The organism is Dorea longicatena, from assembly GCF_025150085.1.
Lineage (GTDB): Bacteria > Bacillota > Clostridia > Lachnospirales > Lachnospiraceae > Dorea_A > Dorea_A longicatena.
Genome location: NZ_CP102280.1, coordinates 87169 through 112678 on the forward strand (window position 1 = coordinate 87169; position 25510 = coordinate 112678).

A 25510-nucleotide genomic window follows, 5' to 3' on the forward strand; every position below is an offset into this window, starting at 1 on the left:
GTTATATATTTCGAAAAAACATGAAAACAAATCAGATAAAAAGGAAGACCGGAATGTATGAACGGGTGAGGGCATATGTGAAAAAATACCATATGCTGCAGGAAAAAGATCATGTAATTGCAGGCGTATCGGGAGGTGCAGACTCCGTATGCCTTCTTTTCATGCTTGTAAAACTTCAAAAGGAAATGCGGTTTGGGTTGACGGTAGTGCATATTCATCACGGACTTCGCGGAGAAAGTGCGGATGTAGATGAGAATTACGTCAGAGCCCTTTGTGAGAAGCTGGATGTTGAACTTCTGGCTTTTCATGAAGATGTCGGAAGATATGCGAAAGAACAGAAGCTGACGCTCGAAGAGGCAGGAAGGAATGTCAGAAGACATATATTCGAAGAAGTCTGTCACAGGAAAAACGGAACGAGGATCGCGCTGGCGCATCATCAGAATGACAATGCGGAGACACTTCTGTGGAATTTAAGCCGTGGATGTGGTCTTAAAGGGATCGGCGGGATCAGTCCGGTTGACGGAAAGTATATCCGGCCGCTTCTGGGGGTAAGAAGACAGGAAATCGAAGAATATTTAAAAGAAAATAATATAGACTATTGTACCGATGAGACGAATCTGGAAGACCATTATACAAGGAATCGTCTTAGAAATCATGTGATCCCATACCTGGAACGAGAGATTAATCCAAGAGCTGTTTCACATATGGCGGATACGATGGAGCAAATGCGGACAGTGTGGGCATTTATGGAAGAGGAAGTGGAAAAATGCAGAAAATACTGCGTAAAACCCAAACAAGATAAAGCAGATGGAGTAGTGATCCTGGAAGAGGGTTTCCGAAGTGTAAATGAGACTGTCCGGACGTTTCTGATCCATGAACTGTTGTGCGAAACGGCAGGACGCAAAAAAGATATTGAACAGATCCACGTAAAACTGGTGGAAGAACTGATGGAACATCAGACCGGACGGAAGATTATGCTGCCTTATGAGATGACCGGGGAAAGGTGTTACGAAGGAATCTGGCTTCATAAAGTGAAGGATAAAGAAAAATCCGGAGAAAATTCTAAGCCGCCGGTACAGATGCGCATACTGGAACGAACACCACAAACCAGTGTATTTCCTAAAAAAACCTACACGAAATGGTTTGACTATGATATAATTAAGAGCACTGTAAAAATAAGACATAAGCAGCCTGGAGACTATATTACGATTGACAAAAACGGCAGTACACAGAGCCTGAAAAAGTATTTTGTCAATGTGAAAGTCCCGAGAGAAGACAGGGAGAAGATCTGGCTGGCAGCAGACGGCAGCCACATCCTGTGGATCATCGGATACAGACAGAACCAGGCATATCAGGTTACAGATAAAACCAGAAGAATTCTGGAAATAGAATTTAACGGAGGAGAAGAAGATGGCAGAGAGAGTAAAAGTATTAGTTCCTGAAGAGGATGTTGCAAAGAGAATCAAAGAGCTTGGCGAACAGATCAGCAAAGATTATGCCGGAAAGCAGGTACATCTGATCTGTGTATTGAAGGGTGGCGTATTCTTCATGTGCGAACTGGCGAAGAGAATCACCGTTCCGGTATCAATGGACTTTATGAGTGTCAGCAGCTACGGTGACGGAACGAAGTCAAGCGGTGTTGTTAAGATCGCAAAAGACTTAGATGAGACACTGGAAGGAAAAAATGTACTGATCGTGGAGGATATTATTGACTCCGGAAGAACATTATATTATCTGATGGACATCTTATCTAAGAGAAATCCAAAGAGCATGAAGCTCTGTACGCTTCTGGATAAACCGGAAAGAAGAGTAAAAGATGTAAAAGTAGATTATGTCGGATTCAATATCCCGGACGAATTCGTTGTGGGATATGGACTGGATTACGCCCAGAGATACAGAAATCTTCCATTCATCGGAGTGGTAGAGGGCGTGGAATAAGGCGCGGCATAAGAAAGGAGCCTGAAAATTGAATAATAAGAAAGCGAGAGGGCTGAATGGTGTTGTATTCCTCGTGTTTGTCGTATTTTTGTTCGCAGCACTGTGGTTTACCAATCAGTTCGATCAACGAGAGAAAGAAATTTCCTGGAAGAAATTCCAACAGCTGGTTCAGAACGACAAGATCGAGTCTGTAGAAGTGAATCAGAACAAGAGCGTTCCGACGGGGCGCGTGGAGATTACGCTGAAGGGAGATGACAGTTCCGATAATGTCAGATATCTGTATGTCTCCGATGTAAATGAGATCCAGGATTACCTGAAAGAGCAGAATGTGGATTATACCATGCCGGATATTCCACAGGACAGCTGGGCAGCAACTACATTTCTGCCGGTTATCCTTACACTGGTCGGAGTGTTCCTGATCTTTGGTCTGATGAACCGTCAGGGCGGCGGGGCCAATTCGAAAGCAATGAATTTCGGAAAGAGCCGTGCAAAACTGAGCACAGACCGTGACAAGAAAGTGACATTTGCCCAGGTGGCAGGTCTGGAAGAAGAAAAAGAGGAACTGGAGGAGATCGTTGATTTCCTGAAGTCTCCGAAGAAATATATCCAGGTGGGAGCAAGAATCCCGAAAGGCGTGTTGCTGGTAGGCCCTCCGGGAACCGGTAAGACGCTGCTTGCCAAAGCAGTTGCCGGAGAAGCAGGAGTTCCGTTCTTTACGATCTCCGGTTCAGACTTTGTGGAAATGTTCGTTGGTGTCGGAGCTTCCCGTGTCAGAGACTTGTTCGAGGAAGCGAAGAAGAATGCACCGTGTATCATTTTCATCGATGAGATCGATGCAGTTGCAAGACGCCGTGGAACCGGAATGGGCGGCGGACACGATGAGCGTGAGCAGACACTGAACCAGTTGCTGGTAGAGATGGACGGATTCGGCGTCAATGAAGGCATCATTGTGATGGCGGCTACAAACCGTGTGGATATTCTTGACCCTGCAATCTTACGTCCGGGACGATTCGACCGTAAGGTTATGGTCGGAAGACCGGATATTAAGGGCCGTGAAGAGATCCTCAAGGTACATGCGAAGGGGAAACCGTTAAGCGAAGAGATCAATCTGCAGCAGATCGCGCAGACAACGGCAGGATTTACCGGAGCTGATCTGGAAAATCTCTTGAACGAAGCAGCAATTCTGGCTGCAAAGGATAACAGAGTATTCTTAAAACAGGAAGACATAAAAAAGGCATTTGTCAAAGTCGGAATCGGTGCGGAGAAGAAGAGCCGCGTTATTTCCGAAAAAGAGAAGAGAATCACAGCATTCCACGAAGCAGGGCATGCGATCTTGTTCCATGTGCTTCCGGATGTGGGACCTGTATACAGTGTTTCAATCATCCCGACGGGAAGTGCGGGCGGATATACGATGCCGCTTCCGGAAAAGGATGAGATGTTTAATACAAAAGGAAAGATGCTTCAGGATATTACGGTAGCACTTGGCGGACGTGTAGCCGAAGAAGAAGTATTTGATGATATTACAACCGGTGCATCTCAGGATATCAAGCAGGCAACGGGCCTGGCCAAATCCATGGTTACGAAGTTCGGTATGTCAGAGGCAGTCGGACTTATTAACTATGATGATGACAACAATGAGGTGTTCATCGGACGTGATCTGGCGCACACAGCAAGAGGCTACGGAGAGGGCGTGGCGACTGTGATCGACCAGGAAGTAAAGAGAATTATTGATGAATGTTATGACAGAGCAAGACATATCATTAGAAAATATGATGATGTTCTGCATGCATGCGCAGATCTTCTGTTGGAAAAAGAAAAGATTTCCCGGGAAGAATTTGAAGCGCTGTTCCCGGAAGATGTATCAGAAGACTAGAAGAAAGCGTGCTCCTTTCCGAGAGCAAAAAATGAGAGAGGTGTTAGTTATATGAATAAGACGGCTTTATTTTGTGATGGAACAGAAGGATATGTGTATCCCCCTGAACCGAAAGAAAGCGAACTGGTGACATTCCGGTTCCGTACGGCGAAGGATGATGTAGACAGAGTAGGGCTTGTGACATCGGCTGACACATATGTAATGGAAAAAGAATGCACACAGGGAGAGTTTGATTATTATACGTTCGAGACACGTCTGGGGGAAGAGCCGTTCAGATATTGTTTCGAAGTGCAGTCTGGGACAGAAAAATATTATTATGGACGATGTGGAATCTCTCGCGAGATCCTGGAGTACTATAATTTTGTTGTAGTACCCGGATTTTCCACACCGGACTGGGCAAAGGGAGCGGTTATGTATCAGATATTTACAGACCGCTTTTATAACGGAGATAAGTCAAATGATGTAGAGACGAATGAGTATTACTACATTGGGGATTATTCGCAGAGAGTAACGAACTGGGACAAATATCCGGCGAACATGGGTGTAAGAGAGTTCTACGGAGGAGACTTGCAGGGAGTCATGGATAAGCTTGATTATCTGCAGGACCTGGGCGTAGAAGTCGTATATTTTAATCCGTTATTTGTGTCACCGTCCAACCACAAATACGATATCCAGGATTATGATTATATCGATCCGCATTATGGAAAGATTGTAGATGACGGAGGCGAGGTGCTTCCGAATGGTGTGACGGACAATAGTCAGGCAACGAAGTATAAAAAACGCACGACAGGCCTTAAGAACCTGGAAGCAAGTAATGAGTTGTTCATTAAACTGGTGGAGGAATTACATCGCCGTGGAATGAAAGTGATTCTGGACGGCGTGTTCAACCACTGTGGTTCATTCAATAAATGGATGGACCGTGAGAGAATTTACGAAGGTGAAGAGGATTATGAACCGGGTGCTTATGTATCGGCAGACAGTCCGTACAGAAGCTACTTCCGTTTCTTCAAAGAAGGACCGGAGAATTGGCCGTATAATGGCAATTACGATGGCTGGTGGGGACATGATACTCTGCCGAAACTGAATTACGAAGATTCTGTAAAACTGGAAAATTATATCTTATATATCGGACGGAAATGGGTATCGCCGCCGTATAATGTAGATGGATGGCGTCTGGATGTGGCAGCAGACCTGGGACGCAGCAATGAATACAATCACGAGTTCTGGCAGAAATTCCGAAGAGCCGTGAAAGATGCAAATCCGAATGCACTGATCCTTGCCGAACATTACGGCGATCCGAGTGACTGGCTTAAGGGGGATGAGTGGGATACCGTTATGAACTATGATGCGTTCATGGAGCCGGTTACATGGTTCCTGACCGGACTGGAAAAGCATAGTGATGAGGCGAGAGAAGAGCTCCTTGGCAACATCGATAACTTTATCGGTTCGATGGCACATCACATGTCGAACATGCTGACTCCGTCACTTCAGGTGGCGATGAATGAGCTTTCCAACCATGATCATTCCAGATTCTTAACGAGAACGAATCACATGGTTGGCCGTGTGGAACATCTGGGACCGGAAGCTGCGAACGAGTATGTGAATAAAGCGGTTATGCGTGAAGCGGTTGTTATGCAGATGACCTGGGTCGGAGCTCCGACGGTATATTATGGTGATGAGGCTGGTGTCTGTGGATTTACAGATCCGGATAACAGAAGAACCTATCCGTGGGGACATGAAGATCAGGAACTGATCGCATTCCACAAAGAAGCGATCCGCATCCACAAAGAGCATCCGGCACTTAAGACCGGTTCGTTGAAGATCCTTGGCGGAGAGGAAAATATCCTGTCTTATGCGAGATTTAAAGGGCATGACCGGATCATTGTTGTAATCAACAACCGCAGCGAACGTGCAGAAGTAAAAGTTCCTGTATGGGAAGCAGAGATTCCGATAAAATGCCGCATGAAACGTCTGCTATATTCTTACAAAGATGGATATACAACAGAGTACGAAGAGTATCTGGTAGAAGACGGAGAAGTGGTTGCGAACATGGGACCACATTCGGCACTTGTACTGGGAATGAGAAATGAAGAGGATCATGACTGGCTGTATATTTTGTAGAATGGGTATGGACCGGCTAATAGTGAATTTTGTAAAGAAGATACAAACAGACTAATAGTGAAATAAAGAAAATAAAAAGATTACCGGAAAATGTAGTGCGTTTTCCGGTAATCTTTTTTTACGTTTTTATACAAACATAATAATGTGAGATCTGGTTTCGATAATGCAAAATTATATTATTTTGTAAGAACTTCTACACCATCTTCTTTAATAAGAACCATATATTCAATCTGAGCAGAAAGACCGTCGTCATCCGTATAAACGGTCCATCCGTTGTCTTCATCTACATAGAATTCCGGAGAACCCTGATTGATCATCGGCTCGATCGTGAACATCATACCAGGAACCAGAACCATCTCACTGCCCTTCGGAGTAACATAACTTACGAATGGCTCTTCGTGGAATTCCAGACCGATTCCATGGCCGCCGATCTCCTCTACGACAGAATATCCATTTTCCTGTGCATGTGAATTGATCGCATAAGCAATGTCTCCAAGATGTCCCCAAGGTTTTGCTGCTTTAAGTCCAAGCTCTACGCATTCTTTTGTAACACGGACAATACGTTCGGCTTCCGGTGATACGTCACCGATCGTGAACATACGGGATGCATCAGAGAAATATCCGTTTAAAATCGTAGACACATCTACGTTGATGATATCTCCATCGATTAGAATCTCATTTTCACTTGGGATACCGTGGCAGATGACGTTGTTGATGGAAGTACATACGCTCTTCGGGAATCCCTCATAATTCAGAGGCGCCGGGATTCCTCCGTGCTCTGTTGTGAAATCATATACAAGTTTGTCAATTTCGGCAGTGCTCATTCCTGCATGAATATGAGCTGCTACATGGTCGAGAACTGCGGTGTTCAGTTCTGCACTTTTTTTGATCATTTCAATCTGTTCCGGTGTCTTCAGTAATGAACGGTCAGGAACGATCTGGCCTTTGGACGCAAGTGTCCACAATTTTATATCTAACTTATCCACAATACTACCTGCTTTCTACACAAATTTTCCACATGTATTATAGCACGTTTTGGAAAAAGAGACAGGGGAATTTTTGTCAATAGGATTGCCGCAAATGAAAAATCCTTTGTCCCTTATTGTCTCCACCATAAAAATAAGTTATAATTTTACTGGTATTGTATACAGAATGTGGATAAACTATTATGGTTCATAGTAATGATAAAGTTATACACAGGCAACATAGAAAGGAGCAGACATATGTTAAGAATAGGAATGCTTACAAGCGGCGGCGACTGTCAGGCACTGAATGCAGCGATGAGAGGCGTCGTAAAGGGGCTTTTTTCAAAACGAGATGATGTAGAGATTTATGGATTTCAAGATGGATATAAAGGTTTGATCTATTCGAACTTTAAGATGCTTACGTCAAAAGACTTTTCGGGGATTCTGACACTTGGTGGAACGATTCTGGGAACATCCAGACAACCGTTCAAGTTAATGAGAGTACCGGATAAGGACGGAATTGACAAAGTAGAGGCAATGAAACATACTTACCACAAGCTGAATCTGGACTGCCTGGTAATCCTTGGGGGAAATGGAACACACAAATCAGCCAATATGCTGAGAGAAGAAGGACTTAATGTGGTAACACTTCCGAAGACGATTGATAACGATCTCTGGGGAACGGACATGACATTCGGATTCCAGAGTGCGGTAGACATTGCAACAGATACAATTGACAGGATCCATACAACAGCAACGTCTCACAGCCGTGTATTTATCGTGGAAGTAATGGGGCACAAAGTAGGATGGGTAACACTTCATGCAGGAATTGCCGGCGGTGCCGATATTATTCTGCTTCCGGAGATGCCATATGACATCAATTCAGTAGTTGAAGCAATTGAAAAGCGCGGCAAAGCAGGAAAGAGATTCACAATAATTGCTGTTGCAGAAGGTGCAATTTCAAAAGAAGATGCAGCACTTTCAAAGAAGGAATTAAAAGAGAAAAAAGCAAAGAAGAAATACCCTTCTGTTGCATATGAACTTGCTGAGAAGATTCAGGAAAAAACAGATAAAGAAGTAAGAATTACTGTGCCTGGACATACACAGCGAGGCGGCTCTCCGTGTGCATATGACCGTGTGCTTGCAACAAGACTTGGTGCAGAAGCTGCGAGAGCAATTCTGGAAGGTGATTTTGGATGTATGGTAGGAACAAAGAATCAGGAGATTATCCGTGTACCATTGTCAGAAGTTGCCGGAAAATTAAAATATGTAGATCCAAAGGCATCGATCATTAAAGAAGCAAAAACCATCGGTATCAGCTTCGGTGATGAATAAGATACACAGGTTAAGCAGGATCTGCATTTAGACAAGGAGTGTAAAGAATGTCATATACGGCATTATACCGTAAATTCCGTCCGGATGAATTCGAAGATGTAAAAGGACAGGATGCGATCGTCCGGACGCTTAAGAACCAGATCAATGCAGACCGTATCGGACATGCATATCTGTTCTGCGGGACAAGAGGAACCGGTAAGACGACGGTTGCAAAAATATTTGCGAAAGCAGTCAACTGCGAACATCCGGTAGACGGAAGTCCGTGCGGGGAGTGCGCAATGTGCAAGTCGATCGCAGCGGGTACATCGATGAACGTGATCGAGATCGATGCGGCATCGAATAATGGTGTGGATAATATCCGAGAGATCCGTGAAGAAGTCACATACCGTCCGACAGAAGGAAAATATAAAGTATATATCATCGACGAGGTGCATATGCTGTCGATCGGTGCGTTCAATGCATTGTTAAAAACATTGGAAGAACCGCCGGAATATGTTATATTTATTCTTGCGACAACGGAGGCACACAAGATCCCGATTACGATCTTAAGCCGTTGTCAGCGATATGATTTTAAGAGAATTTCCATTGAAACGATCGCAGCAAGACTGCGGGAACTGATTGATAAAGAAGGATGGGACGTAGAAGATAAGGCGGTTCGTTATATTGCGAAGATGGCGGACGGTTCCATGCGAGATTCATTAAGTCTTCTGGATCAGTGTGCCGCGTTCTATATGAATGAGACACTGACATATGATCATGTACTGGAAGTGCTGGGAGCGGTGGATACGGAAGTGTTCAGCCGGCTTTTAAGACAGCTGCTTGCGATGGATGTGCATCAGGTGATCGAAACGGTCGATGAGCTGGTGATGCAGGGAAGAGAACTGTCCCAGCTTGCGGCAGATTTCACATGGTATCTGCGAAATCTCCTTCTGGTGAAGAGTTCGGATAATATGGAAGATGTACTGGATGTGTCGTCTGAAAATCTTGCACTTTTAAAAGAAGAAGCACAGATGATCGACAGCGATACGCTGATCCGTTACATCCGAATTTTCTCAGATCTAACGAACCAGTTAAAATATGCGACCCAGAAGAGGGTACTTCTGGAAGTGACACTGATCAAATTGTGCCGTCCGGCGATGGATCAGAACAAAGATGCATTACTGGACCGCATCCGTGCGATCGAGAAGCAGCTCGAAGAGGGGGCGTGGGAAGCACCGGTCAGAGAACGCATCGTATATGCATCGGATGCAAAAGAGGCGGGAGAACCGAAGCCAAAGCCGGAACTTCCGCAGGCATTGAACGAAGATGTGAAAGCGGTGGCAAAAGATTTCCGGATGATCATCAATGAGGCTTCCCCGATGCTCAGAACCTATCTGAAAAAGGCAAGACTGAGTGCAGGAGAAGGCAACAGGCTTCTGATCGTACTGCCGGATGAACTGAGCGCAAGTGCGGTGGCAACACCGGAACATAAAGAAGAGATCCAGTCACTGATCGAGCAGAAGATTGGCAAAAAAGTAGAGATAGACGTCCGCCAGATGGAGGCGGGACGCAGATTCGAAGATAATTTTGTGGATCTGGAGAATCTGATTAATATGGAAATTACTGTAGAAGACGAATAGGAGGATATTATCATGGCAAAAAGAGGTGGATTCCCAGGCGGCGGAATGCCGGGAAATATGGCAAATCTGATGAAACAAGCACAGAAGATGCAGCGTCAGATGGAAGAACAGGCAAAGGAAATGGAGACAAAAGAATTCAGTGCAACTGCAGGCGGCGGTGCTGTTGAAGTTACTGTTTCCGGAAGCAAGAAGATCTTAAAAGTAAAACTGGATGAAGAAGTTGTAGATCCGGATGATGTAGAGATGCTGGAAGATCTGCTTGTGGCAGCAGTCAACGAAGCATTGGAGAAAGTAGACGCAGAGACAACTTCTGCAATGTCTAAGTTCACCGGCGGCATGGGCGGCGGAATGCCGGGATTATTCTAGGAGAAATTTAAGGAGAAGGTTCCGGGAGAATTATTCTTACAGGGAGTTAAAAACTATGGATTATTACAGTAATCAGATGAGCAAACTGATCGAGGAACTGTCATGTCTTCCGGGAATCGGAGCAAAATCTGCGGCAAGACTTGCATTTCATCTGATCCATATGCCGGTTGATGATGTAAAGAGACTGGCTTCTACAATGGTGGAAGCCAGAGAGAACATAAAATATTGCAAAGAATGTTATACACTGACGGATCAGGAACTGTGTCCGATCTGCAGCAACAGTAATCGTGATCACCAGACGATCATGGTAGTGGAGAATACGAGAGACCTTGCGGCATACGAAAAGACCGGAAAATATAACGGTGTATACCACGTGCTTCACGGAGCAATCTCTCCGATGCTTGGTATCGGTCCGGAAGATATTAAACTGAAGGAACTGATCGAACGTCTGCAGGGAGATGTGAAAGAAGTGATTATTGCCACGAACTCAAGCCTGGAAGGTGAGACGACAGCAATGTATATCAGTAAGCTGATCAAACCGACGGGAATTAAGGTGAGCAGGATTGCAAGTGGTGTTCCGGTTGGAGGAGATCTGGAGTATATCGATGAAGTGACACTTCTACGGGCACTTGAAGGAAGGACAGAGCTGTAGCCCTGTCCCCTTTTTTACTTATCATGCGTTTGAAAAAGCTGCCAGTTGCCAAAGCAATCGTAATGAGCTGTCAGGTTCAGCAGAGTTTTGACGGTCAGCATTGGAGGTGAGATAAATGAAGAAAAAGGTTACATCAACGGATATTGCACATGCTGCCGGGGTATCACAGTCCACAGTTTCCATGATCCTGAACAAAAAGTACGATGTATCATTTGCAAAAGATACTGTGGAAAGAGTGGAAAATGCGGCAAAAGAACTGGGATATGTCCCGCCGAAGCGGAAAACGAGAAAAGGAACAAAACGGGAGAAGCTTCTAGTTGTATTCTGCCCAAACCTGACGAATCCGTATTATGTTATGCTGCTTCAGGGGATTGAGGCACATGCGAAAGAAAAAGGTTTCGGCCTTTTTGTATGCAATACGCAGAGAGACCTCAGGATGGAAGAGCGCTATCTGAAAATGATGTGGCAGTTAAGACCGCTTGGAATTATCTATACCTGTAATCCGAGCCATTGCTTTATGGAACTTGTGGGAGAAATTGCAGAACAGATACCGGTTGCGATCGTCAATAACCAGAATGAAAAGATGAATGTAGATGCGGTGGAACTTGACAATTCCAAGCTTGGAAGAGTCATGGCGAAACATCTGCTGGAACTGGGACACAGGAAAGTTGCATATATAGCACCGCCGCTTACGGCAAGGCAGAAGCAGCGTTCGAAGCGGGTAGAGGGCTTCCTGAAAGAATATGAGAAAGTCGGACTGCGTGACCAGGTGATCATAAAAGCGGCAAAAGAAGAAATCGATCTGGATGTGGCGCATATTGATTCGGAGTACAAGATCGGGTATGAGCTGACGAAAGAATTGTTGAAGGAAACGACGGATGTGACAGCAATCGTCGGACTGAATGATATGATCGCATTTGGAATCATGGATGCACTTCATGAAGCAAAGATAAAGGTGCCGACCGATGTGTCCGTGATGGGGTGTGACAACACCTTGTTTGCAAGAATGCATAACATGAATCTGACGACCATCGAACATTTTGTGACTTTCAAAGGAAGAGATGCATGTGATATCATAATGAAGAAGATAGCCACACATCATTCGACGAATACAGGTGCGGTTCCGATCAGTACATATCATGTGGAGTATGAGCCGCAATTAATCGTCCGGGGGACGACAACGTATGCGAAAAATGCCCGAAAAAAGAAAAATTAATTCTTTTGTGAAAATTATTATTAATAAATTCGAGATTTTACAAAACAAAAATGCATGTTAAATTTAAATAATCCCATAAAATGCGTGAAAATCGTTAATGAAATGAAAAAATTAAAAAAATATCGTTAACATTTCTACAAAAAAATATGTGAAATTAATTAATAATTTTATAATATTAACAGAAAAAATTACTAATAAAAAATCAAAGCTATTGACCAGAGCTCCTTAAATAGAGTATAATTCAACCAAACGATAACAAGGGAATGGTGAACAGATTTCACCGGTTTTAAGGAGGAAGAATAACATGAAATTTTTCATTGACACAGCGAACGTAGAAGATATTAAGAAAGCAAATGACATGGGAGTTATCTGTGGAGTAACAACAAACCCATCTCTGATCGCAAAAGAAGGTAAAGTATTCGAAGAAGTTATTGCTGAGATCGCTTCTATCGTAGACGGACCAATCAGTGGAGAAGTAAAGGCAACAACAACAGATGCTGAAGGCATGATCGCTGAAGGAAGAGAGATCGCTAAGATCCATCCTAACATGGTAGTTAAGATCCCTATGACAGTAGAAGGATTAAAAGCAGTAAAAGTTCTTACAGCTGAGGGAATCAAGACAAACGTAACACTGATCTTCAATGCGAACCAGGCACTTCTTGCAGCAAGAGCCGGCGCTACATATGTATCACCATTCCTTGGACGTCTGGACGATATCTCTACAAGAGGAGTAGACTTAATCTCAGAGATCGCACAGATCTTCGAAGTTGCAGGAATCGATACAGAGATCATCGCAGCAAGCGTACGTAACCCAATCCACGTAACAGACTGTGCATTAGCAGGTGCTGATATCGCAACTGTACCTTACAAAGTAATCGAGCAGATGACACATCATCCATTAACAGATGCAGGAATCGAGAAATTCCAGGCTGATTACAAAGCAGTATTCGGAGAATAAGAATAAGTAAAGCTATCATATAAATGATTCAGGAGGAACAACATGAACAAATTAGAGCTTATGAAGACAGCCAACGAAGTCCGCAAGGGCATCGTTACTGCAGTTCACAGTGCAAAATCCGGACATCCGGGTGGATCACTGTCAGCAGCAGACATTTATACATATCTGTATTTTGAAGAGATGAATATTGATCCTAAGGATCCTAAGAAAGCAGACCGTGACCGTTTTGTATTATCAAAAGGACACACAGCACCAGGATATTATTCAACACTGGCACACAGAGGATTCTTCCCGGTTGAAGATCTGACAACTCTTCGTAAAGTTGGATCATACCTTCAGGGACATCCGGATATGAAACACATCCCAGGTGTTGATATGTCAAGTGGATCTCTTGGACAGGGCATCTCAGCTGCAGTAGGAATGGCTATTTCTGCTAAGCTTTCAAATGATGATTACAGAGTATACACACTTCTCGGAGACGGTGAGATCCAGGAAGGACAGGTATGGGAAGCTTCTATGTTAGCAGGACACAGAAAGCTGGACAACCTGGTAGTGATCGTTGACAATAACAACCTTCAGATCGATGGAAAGATTACAGACGTTAACTCTCCATATCCGATCGATAAGAAATTCGAGGCATTTAACTTCCATGTGATCAATATTGATGGAAATGACTTTGACCAGATCGAAGCAGCTTTCAAAGAGGCTCGCAAGACAAAGGGAATGCCAACTGCAATTATTGCAAAGACAATCAAAGGAAAAGGAGTTTCCTTCATGGAAGACCAGGCCGGATGGCATGGAAAAGCTCCTAACGATGAGCAGTATGCACAGGCAATGGAAGAATTAGAGAAAGCAGGTGAAGCATTATGTCAGAAGTAAAGAAAATCGCAACAAGAGAAAGCTACGGTAATGCTTTAGTAGAATTAGGAAAAGAACATGAAGATCTGGTAGTATTAGACGCTGACCTTGCAGAAGCTACCAAGACAGGAATGTTCAAGAAAGTTTTCCCGGAACGTCACATTGACTGTGGAATCGCTGAGTGTAACATGATTGGAGTTGCAGCAGGTATCGCTGCTACAGGAAAAGTTCCATTTGCAAGTTCATTTGCTATGTTTGCAGCAGGACGTGCATTTGAGCAGGTTCGTAACTCAGTTGGATATCCAAAATTAAATGTTAAGATCGGTGCTACACATGCCGGAATCTCTGTCGGAGAAGATGGAGCTACACATCAGTGTAACGAAGATATCGCTCTTATGAGAACAATCCCGGGAATGATCGTAATCAATCCTTCCGATGATGTAGAAGCAAAAGCAGCTGTAAAAGCAGCTTATGAGCATGTAGGACCTGTATATCTCCGTTTCGGAAGACTTGCAGTTCCGGTTATCAATGATAACGCAGATTACAAATTCGAGATTGGTAAAGCCATTACACTTCGTGAAGGTACAGATGTGACAATCATCGCAACAGGTCTTGAAGTATCTGAATCCCTCGCAGCAGCAGAGAAACTTGCAGCAGACGGAATCAGTGCAGAAGTAATCAACATGCACACAATCAAACCACTGGATGAAGCAGCAGTTGTTGCAGCAGCGGCTAAGACAGGAAAGATCGTAACAGTAGAAGAACATTCTGTTATCGGTGGACTTGGAAGTGCAGTATGCGACGTAGTTGCAGAGAAAGCACCAGCTAAGGTAATGAAGATTGGTGTAAATGACACATTTGGTGAGTCTGGTCCGGCTGTAGAACTGATTAAGAAATATGGTCTTGATGCAGACAGCATTTATGCAAAAGTAAAAGAATTCGTGAAATAATTAATAAAGAACGGATAGCCAGAGGCTGCCATTCTGACGAAAAAATTTCGTTGGATGGCAGCCTTTTTTGATTGCCATACGTTCGGAAGAAGCTGCCGGTGGCAGGTTCTGGAGATGACAAAATATACAGTAAAGCTGATATCTGCAAGGGGCAAACCCTGATTGATCGAGTTTGAATATATGATAGGAAAAAGTGAAAAAACATTTGAATCAGTCATAATTACACTTCTTTTGTGCATATTCAACCAAAAACAACCAGAATATTTGTGGAATAACATGATTGAAATTGACTGAGTTTGACGGTATAATGAATTCAACAAGTTGAAAGGGGTAAGAAATATGATTTATACAGTTACGTTTAATCCATCGCTGGATTACATCGTTTCGGTGGATGATTTTAAACTCGGACTTACAAACCGTACAAGCTCAGAACTCATGCTTCCAGGTGGAAAGGGAATCAACGTTTCTATCGTACTTAAGAATCTTGGAATTGAAAGTACAGCACTTGGGTTCATGGCAGGATTTACGGGAAAAGAAATAGCAAGAAGACTGGAAGAAGACGGAGTGACATCTGATTTCATCCAGATTGAAGAAGGAATATCAAGAATCAATTTAAAGCTGAAATCAATCGACGGAACAGAGATCAACGGAAGTGGTCCTGAGATTCCAAAAGACAAAGTAGAAGAACTGATGGACCGTCTGAATACGATGAAAGAAGGAGATATCTTATTCCTTGCGGGAAGTATCCCGGCGTCTATGCCGGATGACATCTACAGCCGGATCATGAAAGAGCTGAAAGATAAGGGAGTTATGATCGTCGTAGATGCGACAAGAGATCTCCTGATGAACGTTCTTAAGTATCATCCATTCCTGATCAAGCCAAATAATCACGAACTTGGTGAGATTTTCGGAGTGACTCTTAAGACAAGAGAAGAAGTCATTCCTTACGGAAGAAAGCTTCAGGAAAAAGGAGCGAGAAATGTACTGATCTCCATGGCGGGTGAAGGAGCGGTACTGATCGCAGAGAACGGAGAGGTCTACAGCTCACCGGCACCGAAAGGCACACTGGTCAATGGTGTAGGAGCCGGAGATTCCATGGTAGCAGGATTTATGGCAGGCTGGATGGAAAAGCAGGATTATGAGCATGCTTTCCATATGGGAGTCGCAACCGGAAGTGCGAGTGCATTTTCCGAATATCTGGCAACCAGACCGGAAGTAGAAGAAGTGTATAAGCAGCTGGTGTAAGGCATAAAAGAGAGAAGTGTTGCAAAGAAAATATATTTATCAACAGGAGGGAAAATCATATGAGAATCACAGATTTGCTGGATGCAAGAAGTATTCTTTTGGATGCATCGCCAAAGAGCAAGAGCGAAGCGCTCGACCAGATCGTTGATCTCATGGTAAAGAGCGAAAAGATCAATGACAAAGAAGCATATAGAAAGCAGGTATATGCAAGAGAAGAAGAAAGTACCACAGGAATCGGCGAGGGAATTGCAATTCCACACGGAAAATGCGATGCAGTAACCAAACCGGGACTGGCAGCAATGGTAGTAAAGGACGGTGTGGATTTTGATTCACTGGACGGCGAACCGGTAACATTAATGTTCCTGATCGCAGCACCGAATACAGAAGATAACATTCATCTGGACGTATTAAGTAAATTATCTGTTCTTCTGATGAATGAAGAATTTACAGAATCCTTAAGAAATGCAAAGACAGTTGAAGAGTTCATGAACATTATCAATGATGCGGATGAAAAAGAAGCAGGTATTGATGAGAGACTTGCAGGAGCAGATGAAGAAAGCACAGCAGAAGAGACAACCGGAAAAGTAAAGATTCTTGCAGTTACATCCTGCCCGACAGGAATTGCGCACACATATATGGCCGCAGAAGGAATTGAAAAAGCAGCCAAAGCAAAGGAATGTGCAGTCAAGGTAGAGACAAGAGGTTCCGGCGGAGCAAAAAATGTCCTGACGGCCAAAGAGATTGAAGAGGCAGACGGAATCATCGTAGCAGCCGATGCGCAGGTACCGTTGGACCGTTTTGATGGAAAGAAAGTAATTATCTGCCAGGTATCGGATGGTATCAGTAAAGCAGATGAACTGGTAGACCGTGTGATTAACGGAGATGTCCCTGTATATCATGCAGCAAACGGAGCAGAAGTAAAGGAAAGCAACAGCGGCAAATCAAGTGGAATCGGACATCGGATCTATACACAGCTTATGAATGGAGTATCACATATGCTTCCGTTCGTAGTAGGTGGAGGTATCCTGATCGCACTTGCATTCCTGATTGACGGACTCTGTGTAGATATGAATGCATTATCAGCAGCAGACAGAGGTAACTTCGGCACGATCACACCGGTAGCGGCACAGCTTAAGACAATTGGCAATCTTGCATTTGGACTGATGCTTCCGGTACTGGCTGGCTATATCGGCGAAGCGATCGGTGACAGACCGGCACTTGCAGTTGGTTTTGTAGGCGGACTTATGGCAGCAAATGGAAAATCAGGATTCCTTGGAGCACTGGTAGCAGGTTTTGTATCTGGATATCTGATTCTCCTTCTTAGAAAATTATGTGATAAACTTCCGGAAGCACTTGAGAAAATTGCACCGGTACTGATCTATCCGGTATTTGGAATCCTGGGAATCGGTCTCCTTATGAACTTTGCAGTAGAACCGATCATGGGTGCGATCAACACAGCACTGAACAATGGACTGACAGGAATGGGCGGCTCAAGTAAGATCGTGCTTGGACTGATCCTTGGCGGAATGATGGCAATCGATATGGGAGGCCCGTTCAACAAAGCAGCATATGTATTCGGTACAGCGGCAATCGCAGCAGGAAACTATGACATCATGGCAGCGGTTATGATCGGAGGAATGACGCCTCCATGTGCGATCGCCCTTGCAACATTATTATTTAAGAACAAATTTACAAAATCCGAAAGAGAAGCAGGACCGACCAACTTTGTTATGGGACTTGCATTTATCACAGAAGGAGCGATCCCATATGCGGCAGCTGATCCGCTTCATGTACTTCCATCCTGCATTGTAGGTTCTGCAGTAGCCGGAGCACTGTCTATGGCATTTGGATGTACACTGATGGCACCACACGGTGGAATCTTCGTGTTCCCTGTAGTAGGAAATGCGCTGATGTATCTGGTGGCACTGGTAGTAGGAACTGTAATCTCAGCAGTATTACTTGGAGTGCTGAAAAAGAAAGTCGCTTAGGAAATAAATGTTAAAGTACAGGTTTGCCAGTAGAAATATTGACAGACCTGTAAAAAATGAATAGAATGAAAATCACAAAATGTAATATTTATGGAGGTATGAAAATGAAAGAATTTAAGTATGTAATCACAGATAACGAAGGAATCCACGCTCGTCCGGCAGGAGAGTTAGTTAAACTTGCAAAATCTTTCGAAGCATCAGTAATGATCGAAAAAGAAGGAAAGAAAGCTGACTGCAAGAAGATCTTCGGTCTTATGGGTCTTGGAGCAAAGAAAGGTCATGAAGTAACATTCACATTTGAAGGTGCTGATGAAGAAGCAGCATGTGAAGCAGTAAGTAAATTCATGCAGGAGAACCTGTAGGAGGTCATATGCTTACAGAACAGCGTTATGAACAGATATTGAAGCTTCTTGAAAAAGAGGGCAGCATTACCGTAACGGAAGTAAAAGAACTTCTGAATATATCGGAATCGACCGTGCGAAGAGATATCACAGCGCTTCATAATGCAGGAAAACTGGTGAAAGTGTTTGGCGGTGCGGTTGCATCGGATCACGTAGTGACGCCACAGGAGCCTACAGTGGCACAGAAAATTACAGTTCATGTATCGGAAAAGCAGCGTATAGCAGAATATGCGGCTGGGTTGATTGGACAGGGAGAGTTCATATATCTGGATGCAGGAACGACAACCGGATATATGCTGGAGTTCTTCTGTGATAAGGATGTAACTGTTGTTACGAATGCTGTTGCGCACGCACAGCGGTTGGCCAAAGCAGGCGTAAAAGTCCGGCTGGTAGGAGGAGAACTGAAAAGTTCGACGGAAGCTGTTGTGGGAAGTGAAGCGATGCAGACGCTTAGAAAATACCATTTTACGAAAGGTTTCTTTGGAACCAATGGCGTGACTAAGAAAGCCGGATTTACGACACCGGATGCGAATGAAGCTATGGTGAAGAAAACCGCAATAGAACAATGCCAGAAAAAATATGTATTATGTGACCATTCTAAATTCGGAGAGGTCAGTTCAGTAACTTTCCTGGCATTTACAGGTGCAGATGTGATCACGGATCGTATCGCAGAAGGATATCAGGATTGCGGGAATATTGTGGTTATAGAATAAACGAATAAGACGATAGAGAGATAGGAATACTTTTGGGTATTTCTATCTTTTTTTACATTTATAACAGAGGTCTTTAGCTCCTTTTTACGAAGTATGTCGAGAAACAAAAAAGCGTATCGGATATTTTTTCGGACAAGTCCCATCAACTGATAAAATATGCATTCCCTATATGTTATCATATGCGAAAATAATTGCAGCATGGTTGTAAAACGCAGTGTTAATATAACCGGACCGCAATTTAAAATAGTTAAAATGAGGTGAATGTATCATGGAAAGACAACTTCCGAAAAATGTAAGACAGATAGGAAATGTAAGTGACAATCCAAAGATATACGTAGAAGATTACGTGGATACATATTTGAATCAGCTGCGGGAGAAAGCCAGAGAACAACCGGTCGGGGTGATACTTACGGGAGAACTGCTGAAACTTGAGGATGAAAATGCAGTATTTGTATCCGGTGCGGTTCAGATGAAAGAAGTAAAGACAAATGGAAATGATATAGAAATTACAGATGAGATAATGAAAGAGGCAAAAGAAGAAGCTGCCCGGTTTTTCCCGGAATGCCGGATCGTTGGATGGGGGATCATTGAAGATGGCAGCCCGATGAGTCGTAACAGAGAAGTTAAACGGATCCAGGAAAAAGAGTTCGCAGAAGAATGGAATCTGTTCTTGTGGAAAAATGCGAGGGAACAGGAAGAAGTCTTCTATGCATACAAATTCGGAGAAATTATGCAGATGGGCGGACATTATATTTATTATGAGAAAAATCCGGAGATGCAGAACTACATGATCAATACAAGAAGAGAGAACGGGGTGACTCCCAGTGAGGTGGTTGAGGATCGAGCTGCAAAGGATTTTCGTAGTGCAGTGAGAGAAAAAATGGAATATAAAGAACAGCATCAAAGTTCAAAATTTGCTTATATAACCAGTGCACTACTGGTGTTGATTGTGCTGGTGATCGGAATTACAACAGTAAATAATTTTGACAAAATGAAGTCGGTACAGACATCGCTGGAAAATCTTTCAAAAAGCATGGAAAACGGACAGACAGAAGAAGATACAAAAACAACAACAGCGGCCGAGGCTAAAGAGGGAGCAAAAGAAGTATCCGGTACAGTGAAAAAATCAGAAGAGGCAAAGGTCTCTAAGGAGGGAGAAAGCCAATTGACGGATAAGGATTATTATGTTGTGCAGAAAGGAGAAACACTGGCGGGGATCAGTAAGAAATTATATGGAGATACTTCGCATGTAAAGGCGATATGCAAAATGAATGGATTATCGGATGGCAACCTGATCTATATCGGACAAAAATTGTTACTCCCATAAATGGGAAATGTGTTATACTAAGGTACACAGTATCAGAAGAAACGTTGAAAGGATGACCGACGGATGAAACGCAGGAAGAATAGCAATCTCCATGTTGTGAGAGAGCCGGAAGATCCGACAGATAAGATTATCGAAGAGATTATGGATGAATTAAACAGCGAAGATGGAGTGACAGAAAAGGAGATTCAGGAAGAACTGGCCAGAAGGAAAAGAAAAAAACAAAAAAAAATAGGGATTGTGATTGCGGTCATAGCAATTGCTGCGATATTGGTGTATCTGCTGATTAATCTCCAGACATATACGAAAGTACGGGTCAGTGATACGTATGTAGGAGAAGGAGCAGCAGATAATAATTATGTTCAGTTCCTGGATGGTGTATTAAAATACAGTAAAGACGGAATCTCTTATCTGAATCAATCAGGGAAAGAAAAATGGAACCAGTCATATCAGATAAAGAATCCGATGATAGATGTCAGCGACAAGTCGGCAGCAGTAGCTGATAAAGAAGGAAATGACATTTTGATCCTGCAGGAGGATGGCCTGAAAGGTGAAGTGCATACGACAATGCCGATAGAAAAGGTAAGCGTATCAGAGCAGGGAATTGTCAGTGCCATATTGAAGAATGACACATCAATGAAAGTAATCTGCTATGACACTGCAGGAAATGTTCTGGTGGAACATAAGACATCTCTGGCTGGGACAGGTTATCCGGTGGACGTAGCATTATCTGCAAACGGTGAAGTGATGCAGGTTGTGTATCTTTACACGCAGAATGGACAGATGGTGTCAAGATTATATTATTATAACTTCGGGAAAGCCGGAAAGGATGAAGCCGATCATAAAGTATCCGGTAAGAATTATAAGAATACGATACTGGCCTCCGGATTTTTCATGGATGCAGATACATCCGTGGCAATCGGTGATGACTGTATGGCCATCTATAGCGGAAAAGAAGTTCCGAAACAGTCCGTAAAGATAAAGATGGACAAAGAGATCAAAAGTGTATTTCATAATGAAAAATATATTGGTATGATCTTGAAAAACCAGGGTAAAGGCGGATATGAACTGCGCCTTTATAATAAAAGCGGAAAAGTTGTTCTGTCAAAAGAATTTAAAGGCGATTACAGTCACGTAAAACTTTGTGGAAACCAGGTTATTATGTACGATGGAAAAAACTGCAGTATATTTATGAAGAATGGAATACAGAAATTTAAAGGCAGGATGGATAATAATATATTGGAAATGTTCCCGGTTGGCGGAGTGAATCAATATATTGTGTTAAGTGCAAATGGAATGGAAAAGGTCCGTCTTGTAAAATAAGGAGAAACTATGAATTGGTTAGAAATATCCATAGGGATTATTTTTCTTATATGTATCATAACGGGACTGATAAGAGGTGCAGTTCGTATCATAGTGTCGCTTGTAGCGACGATAGTGACACTTGTGATCGTATTCTTTGCGACGCCGTATGTATCGCAGACAATCGAAAAATATACCCCGCTGGATGATATGATAAGACAGAAAGTAGTAAGTACAATGGCAGATGCAGCGACATCGGCGGTCAGTGGTGGAGACTCTTATTCAGACAAGGGCGGTCTTACGGAAGAAGCAGTAAAAAAGGTACTTAAGGCAGCAGGAGTCAGTGAAGAAAAATTGGAAAGTTACGGTATCTCTATAGCAGATATTGTAAGTGGTAAAGTCAGCAGTGATGATCTTGCAAAGTATGGAATTTCGGCAAATGTACTGGATGGATTAAAAAATAGCGGGAATGAATCGGTGGAAAATGCAATTGAGAACGCAGATATACCGGAGAGTCTGCAGGAGACATTGATCAAGTCGGCTGATATACCGGCGGCATTTAAAAATCTGCTGTTAAAGAATAATAATGAAGCAACCTACCAGAAACTGGGGGTTACAACTTTTGCACAATATGTAGGTGCGTACATTGCAAAACAGGTGATCAATATTATTGCATTCATTTTAACATTTATAGTGGTCACGATTATTTTGAGAGCAGTTGTGTTTGCACTGGATATTGTAACAGAACTTCCGGGAGTCGGAGCGTTGAATCATCTGGCAGGAGGACTGTTCGGAATGGGGATTGCGTTAGTTATTGTCTGGATTATATTTATGGTGATCACATTAATGTATACAACAGATATCGGAAAAGAAATTTACAGAATGGTAGAGGATAATACATTGCTGAAATTAATATATGATGGAAATCCGATTATGAAACTGGCGACAGGAGTGAAATATTAAAAAATGTAAAAGGGTTCGGGAAGATTATTTCCGGACTCTTTTTTTAGTACCATACATTTGTAAGAAACTGCCAGTGACAGGTTCTTTTGTATGCTATGATATGTCATAAAGTATCATTTTGTGAAAATGTCCATAAGAGCACGATAAATTAAACTTGAATTGTCTAAATTGTCTGAATTGCAGAAAATATAAAAACAATGTTGACAATTCAAATCCTGTTGTGGTATATTAATCTAGCTGTCGCGTTAGACAAGGCCGTGAGGTAACAGAGTCGAAGCAAAAGATGGCACTAACTGATTAGAAAACAGAGATTGCTGTTGATTCATAATCAGAAATCTTCAGGAATTGCTCCTGAAAAAAAGAATAAAATAACAGTTGACAAACACAACTGATTATGATATTCTAAATAAGCTGTCGCTTGAGACAAACGAAAGTTTGGCGAAAGGATAGCGGTCGAACAGCTGAAAAGCTGGTCGAAAAAAGATTAAAAAAGTTCTTGACAAACGTCGATGAATGTGATAATCTAAATAAGCTGTTTCAAACAGCGAAGACAAAGAACCTTGATAATTAAACAATAGACAACAACCCTGAAAATTCTAAAGAGAATTATTCAGAACAGACATTTAATGTCGAACCTTAAAACAGTAAAGGGGATAAGAAAGCTAGTAGTTTTCTTGAACTGGAACGAACTTGATTTTAAGTCCGAGTCAAATCGGAATTAAAGATTTTTAACGAGAGTTTGATCCTGGCTCAGGATGAACGCTGGCGGCGTGCTTAACACATGCAAGTCGAGCGAAGCACTTAAGTTTGATTCTTCGGATGAAGATTTTTGTGACTGAGCGGCGGACGGGTGAGTAACGCGTGGGTAACCTGCCTCATACAGGGGGATAACAGTTAGAAATGACTGCTAATACCGCATAAGACCACGGTACCGCATGGTACAGTGGTAAAAACTCCGGTGGTATGAGATGGACCCGCGTCTGATTAGGTAGTTGGTGGGGTAACGGCCTACCAAGCCGACGATCAGTAGCCGACCTGAGAGGGTGACCGGCCACATTGGGACTGAGACACGGCCCAGACTCCTACGGGAGGCAGCAGTGGGGAATATTGCACAATGGAGGAAACTCTGATGCAGCGACGCCGCGTGAAGGATGAAGTATTTCGGTATGTAAACTTCTATCAGCAGGGAAGAAAATGACGGTACCTGACTAAGAAGCCCCGGCTAACTACGTGCCAGCAGCCGCGGTAATACGTAGGGGGCAAGCGTTATCCGGATTTACTGGGTGTAAAGGGAGCGTAGACGGCACGGCAAGCCAGATGTGAAAGCCCGGGGCTCAACCCCGGGACTGCATTTGGAACTGCTGAGCTAGAGTGTCGGAGAGGCAAGTGGAATTCCTAGTGTAGCGGTGAAATGCGTAGATATTAGGAGGAACACCAGTGGCGAAGGCGGCTTGCTGGACGATGACTGACGTTGAGGCTCGAAAGCGTGGGGAGCAAACAGGATTAGATACCCTGGTAGTCCACGCCGTAAACGATGACTGCTAGGTGTCGGGTGGCAAAGCCATTCGGTGCCGCAGCTAACGCAATAAGCAGTCCACCTGGGGAGTACGTTCGCAAGAATGAAACTCAAAGGAATTGACGGGGACCCGCACAAGCGGTGGAGCATGTGGTTTAATTCGAAGCAACGCGAAGAACCTTACCTGATCTTGACATCCCGATGACCGCTTCGTAATGGAAGTTTTTCTTCGGAACATCGGTGACAGGTGGTGCATGGTTGTCGTCAGCTCGTGTCGTGAGATGTTGGGTTAAGTCCCGCAACGAGCGCAACCCCTATCTTCAGTAGCCAGCAGGTTAAGCTGGGCACTCTGGAGAGACTGCCAGGGATAACCTGGAGGAAGGTGGGGATGACGTCAAATCATCATGCCCCTTATGACCAGGGCTACACACGTGCTACAATGGCGTAAACAAAGAGAAGCGAACTCGCGAGGGTAAGCAAATCTCAAAAATAACGTCTCAGTTCGGATTGTAGTCTGCAACTCGACTACATGAAGCTGGAATCGCTAGTAATCGCAGATCAGAATGCTGCGGTGAATACGTTCCCGGGTCTTGTACACACCGCCCGTCACACCATGGGAGTCAGTAACGCCCGAAGTCAGTGACCCAACCGTAAGGAGGGAGCTGCCGAAGGTGGGACCGATAACTGGGGTGAAGTCGTAACAAGGTAGCCGTATCGGAAGGTGCGGCTGGATCACCTCCTTTCTAAGGAATTGGAAAAGTAAGTCGTGAGAACGGCTGAATCAATCCAACTAAAACGGATAAAGTAAGGGTTGTGTCTATTGTTTAGTTATTAAGGCTGTCAAAAGCTTAATAATGATTACTGGTGGCGATGCGCCTGAGGGTAACACCCGTTCCCATCCCGAACACGATGGTTAAGACTCAAGCGGCCGATGGTACTTCACTGGAGACGGTGCGGGAGAGTAGGTGGCCGCCAGGCTATAAAAAATTGAAGAACACGAAGCAGATCCGCTGCAAATGTTCGGGAGATTCATATAGATACAGGCAAAAGATGAGCAACAACTTATCGGTGCCAACCTCATCAGCAAGGAAGTGCTGTTATGATAGCTGGTTTTACCAGTGATTAGAGAGTTGAAGTTGAGAATGAGATTTCAGTTTTCTAATGACTGATAAAGATTCAGTCAAAATTGAACAGATGTGGAAGCTCT

At 43.5% G+C, this 25510-nt stretch carries 20 protein-coding genes and 2 rRNA genes; 21 read left to right on the top strand and 1 reads right to left on the bottom strand.

Annotated features, from left to right (window positions below; genetic code table 11):
* Positions 1 to 53: 53 nt before the first annotated feature.
* From tilS to NQ508_RS00450, 4 genes are read left to right on the top strand one after another with little or no spacing between them, the layout of a single operon-like run.
* Positions 54 to 1442: a tRNA lysidine(34) synthetase TilS gene (tilS, locus tag NQ508_RS00435; RefSeq protein WP_044919985.1), complete on the top strand. Its 1389-nt coding sequence runs from the start codon at positions 54 to 56 to the stop codon at positions 1440 to 1442.
* Positions 1411 to 1938 carry a hypoxanthine phosphoribosyltransferase gene (gene hpt, locus NQ508_RS00440; RefSeq protein WP_006427484.1) on the top strand — a complete coding sequence of 176 codons (528 nt, stop codon included), beginning with the start codon at positions 1411 to 1413 and terminating at the stop codon, positions 1936 to 1938. The genes tilS and hpt overlap by 32 nt, the downstream gene beginning before the upstream one ends.
* A gap of 28 nt (positions 1939 to 1966) precedes the next feature.
* Positions 1967 to 3811: an ATP-dependent zinc metalloprotease FtsH gene (gene ftsH, locus NQ508_RS00445; protein ID WP_044919983.1), complete on the top strand. Its 1845-nt coding sequence runs from the start codon at positions 1967 to 1969 to the stop codon at positions 3809 to 3811.
* Positions 3812 to 3862: 51 nt separating this feature from the next.
* Positions 3863 to 5932: a glycoside hydrolase family 13 protein gene (locus NQ508_RS00450; protein WP_006427482.1), complete on the top strand. Its 2070-nt coding sequence runs from the start codon at positions 3863 to 3865 to the stop codon at positions 5930 to 5932.
* 176 nt (positions 5933 to 6108) lie between these two features.
* Here the strand turns inward: NQ508_RS00450 and map are convergent, their stop codons facing one another.
* The gene (map, locus tag NQ508_RS00455) at positions 6109 to 6918 is read right to left on the bottom strand and encodes a type I methionyl aminopeptidase (RefSeq protein WP_022415310.1); all 810 of its coding nucleotides are present in this window, start codon (positions 6916 to 6918) and stop codon (positions 6109 to 6111) included.
* A 237-nt stretch (positions 6919 to 7155) separates the two neighbouring features.
* Between map and NQ508_RS00460 the strand changes: the two genes are divergently transcribed.
* The 17 genes from NQ508_RS00460 (at position 7156) to rrf (ending at position 25281) form a co-directional block, all read left to right on the top strand.
* Positions 7156 to 8232, top strand: coding sequence for a 6-phosphofructokinase (locus NQ508_RS00460; protein WP_022415311.1), 1077 nt, complete (start codon positions 7156 to 7158; stop codon positions 8230 to 8232).
* Between the two features lie 47 nt (positions 8233 to 8279).
* A complete protein-coding gene (dnaX, locus tag NQ508_RS00465) occupies positions 8280 to 9851 on the top strand; it encodes a DNA polymerase III subunit gamma/tau (RefSeq protein ID WP_006427478.1) in 1572 nt (523 codons plus the stop codon).
* Between the two features lie 12 nt (positions 9852 to 9863).
* Complete coding sequence (locus NQ508_RS00470; RefSeq protein ID WP_006427477.1) at positions 9864 to 10217, top strand: YbaB/EbfC family nucleoid-associated protein; 354 nt, start codon at positions 9864 to 9866, stop codon at positions 10215 to 10217.
* Positions 10218 to 10272: 55 nt separating this feature from the next.
* Complete coding sequence (gene recR, locus NQ508_RS00475; protein ID WP_006427476.1) at positions 10273 to 10869, top strand: recombination mediator RecR; 597 nt, start codon at positions 10273 to 10275, stop codon at positions 10867 to 10869.
* A gap of 115 nt (positions 10870 to 10984) precedes the next feature.
* A complete protein-coding gene (locus tag NQ508_RS00480; protein WP_006427475.1) occupies positions 10985 to 12085 on the top strand; it encodes a LacI family DNA-binding transcriptional regulator in 1101 nt (366 codons plus the stop codon).
* A 304-nt stretch (positions 12086 to 12389) separates the two neighbouring features.
* Positions 12390 to 13043 carry a fructose-6-phosphate aldolase gene (fsa, locus tag NQ508_RS00485; RefSeq protein WP_006427473.1) on the top strand — a complete coding sequence of 218 codons (654 nt, stop codon included), beginning with the start codon at positions 12390 to 12392 and terminating at the stop codon, positions 13041 to 13043.
* Positions 13044 to 13085: 42 nt separating this feature from the next.
* Positions 13086 to 13922 (top strand): transketolase, encoded by an 837-nt coding sequence (locus NQ508_RS00490; RefSeq protein WP_006427472.1) that lies wholly within the window; start codon positions 13086 to 13088, stop codon positions 13920 to 13922.
* Positions 13910 to 14851: a transketolase family protein gene (locus NQ508_RS00495; protein WP_006427471.1), complete on the top strand. Its 942-nt coding sequence runs from the start codon at positions 13910 to 13912 to the stop codon at positions 14849 to 14851. The genes NQ508_RS00490 and NQ508_RS00495 overlap by 13 nt, the downstream gene beginning before the upstream one ends.
* Positions 14852 to 15190: 339 nt before the next feature.
* The gene (gene pfkB, locus NQ508_RS00500; protein WP_006427469.1) at positions 15191 to 16096 is read left to right on the top strand and encodes a 1-phosphofructokinase; all 906 of its coding nucleotides are present in this window, start codon (positions 15191 to 15193) and stop codon (positions 16094 to 16096) included.
* 59 nt (positions 16097 to 16155) lie between these two features.
* Positions 16156 to 18084 carry a PTS fructose transporter subunit IIABC gene (locus NQ508_RS00505; RefSeq protein WP_006427468.1) on the top strand — a complete coding sequence of 643 codons (1929 nt, stop codon included), beginning with the start codon at positions 16156 to 16158 and terminating at the stop codon, positions 18082 to 18084.
* Between the two features lie 104 nt (positions 18085 to 18188).
* Positions 18189 to 18446 carry an HPr family phosphocarrier protein gene (locus tag NQ508_RS00510; protein ID WP_022415314.1) on the top strand — a complete coding sequence of 86 codons (258 nt, stop codon included), beginning with the start codon at positions 18189 to 18191 and terminating at the stop codon, positions 18444 to 18446.
* 8 nt (positions 18447 to 18454) lie between these two features.
* Positions 18455 to 19198, top strand: coding sequence for a DeoR/GlpR family DNA-binding transcription regulator (locus NQ508_RS00515; RefSeq protein ID WP_006427466.1), 744 nt, complete (start codon positions 18455 to 18457; stop codon positions 19196 to 19198).
* 268 nt (positions 19199 to 19466) lie between these two features.
* Positions 19467 to 20525, top strand: a complete 1059-nt coding sequence (locus NQ508_RS00520; protein ID WP_006427465.1) for a LysM peptidoglycan-binding domain-containing protein — start codon at positions 19467 to 19469, stop codon at positions 20523 to 20525.
* A 63-nt stretch (positions 20526 to 20588) separates the two neighbouring features.
* Positions 20589 to 21845, top strand: coding sequence for a DUF5711 family protein (locus NQ508_RS00525; protein WP_022415316.1), 1257 nt, complete (start codon positions 20589 to 20591; stop codon positions 21843 to 21845).
* A gap of 9 nt (positions 21846 to 21854) precedes the next feature.
* Positions 21855 to 22787 (top strand): CvpA family protein, encoded by a 933-nt coding sequence (locus NQ508_RS00530; RefSeq protein ID WP_006427463.1) that lies wholly within the window; start codon positions 21855 to 21857, stop codon positions 22785 to 22787.
* A gap of 727 nt (positions 22788 to 23514) precedes the next feature.
* Positions 23515 to 25046, top strand: a 16S ribosomal RNA gene (locus tag NQ508_RS00535).
* 117 nt (positions 25047 to 25163) lie between these two features.
* Positions 25164 to 25281 (top strand): 5S ribosomal RNA (rrf, locus tag NQ508_RS00540).
* Positions 25282 to 25510 lie beyond the last annotated feature (229 nt).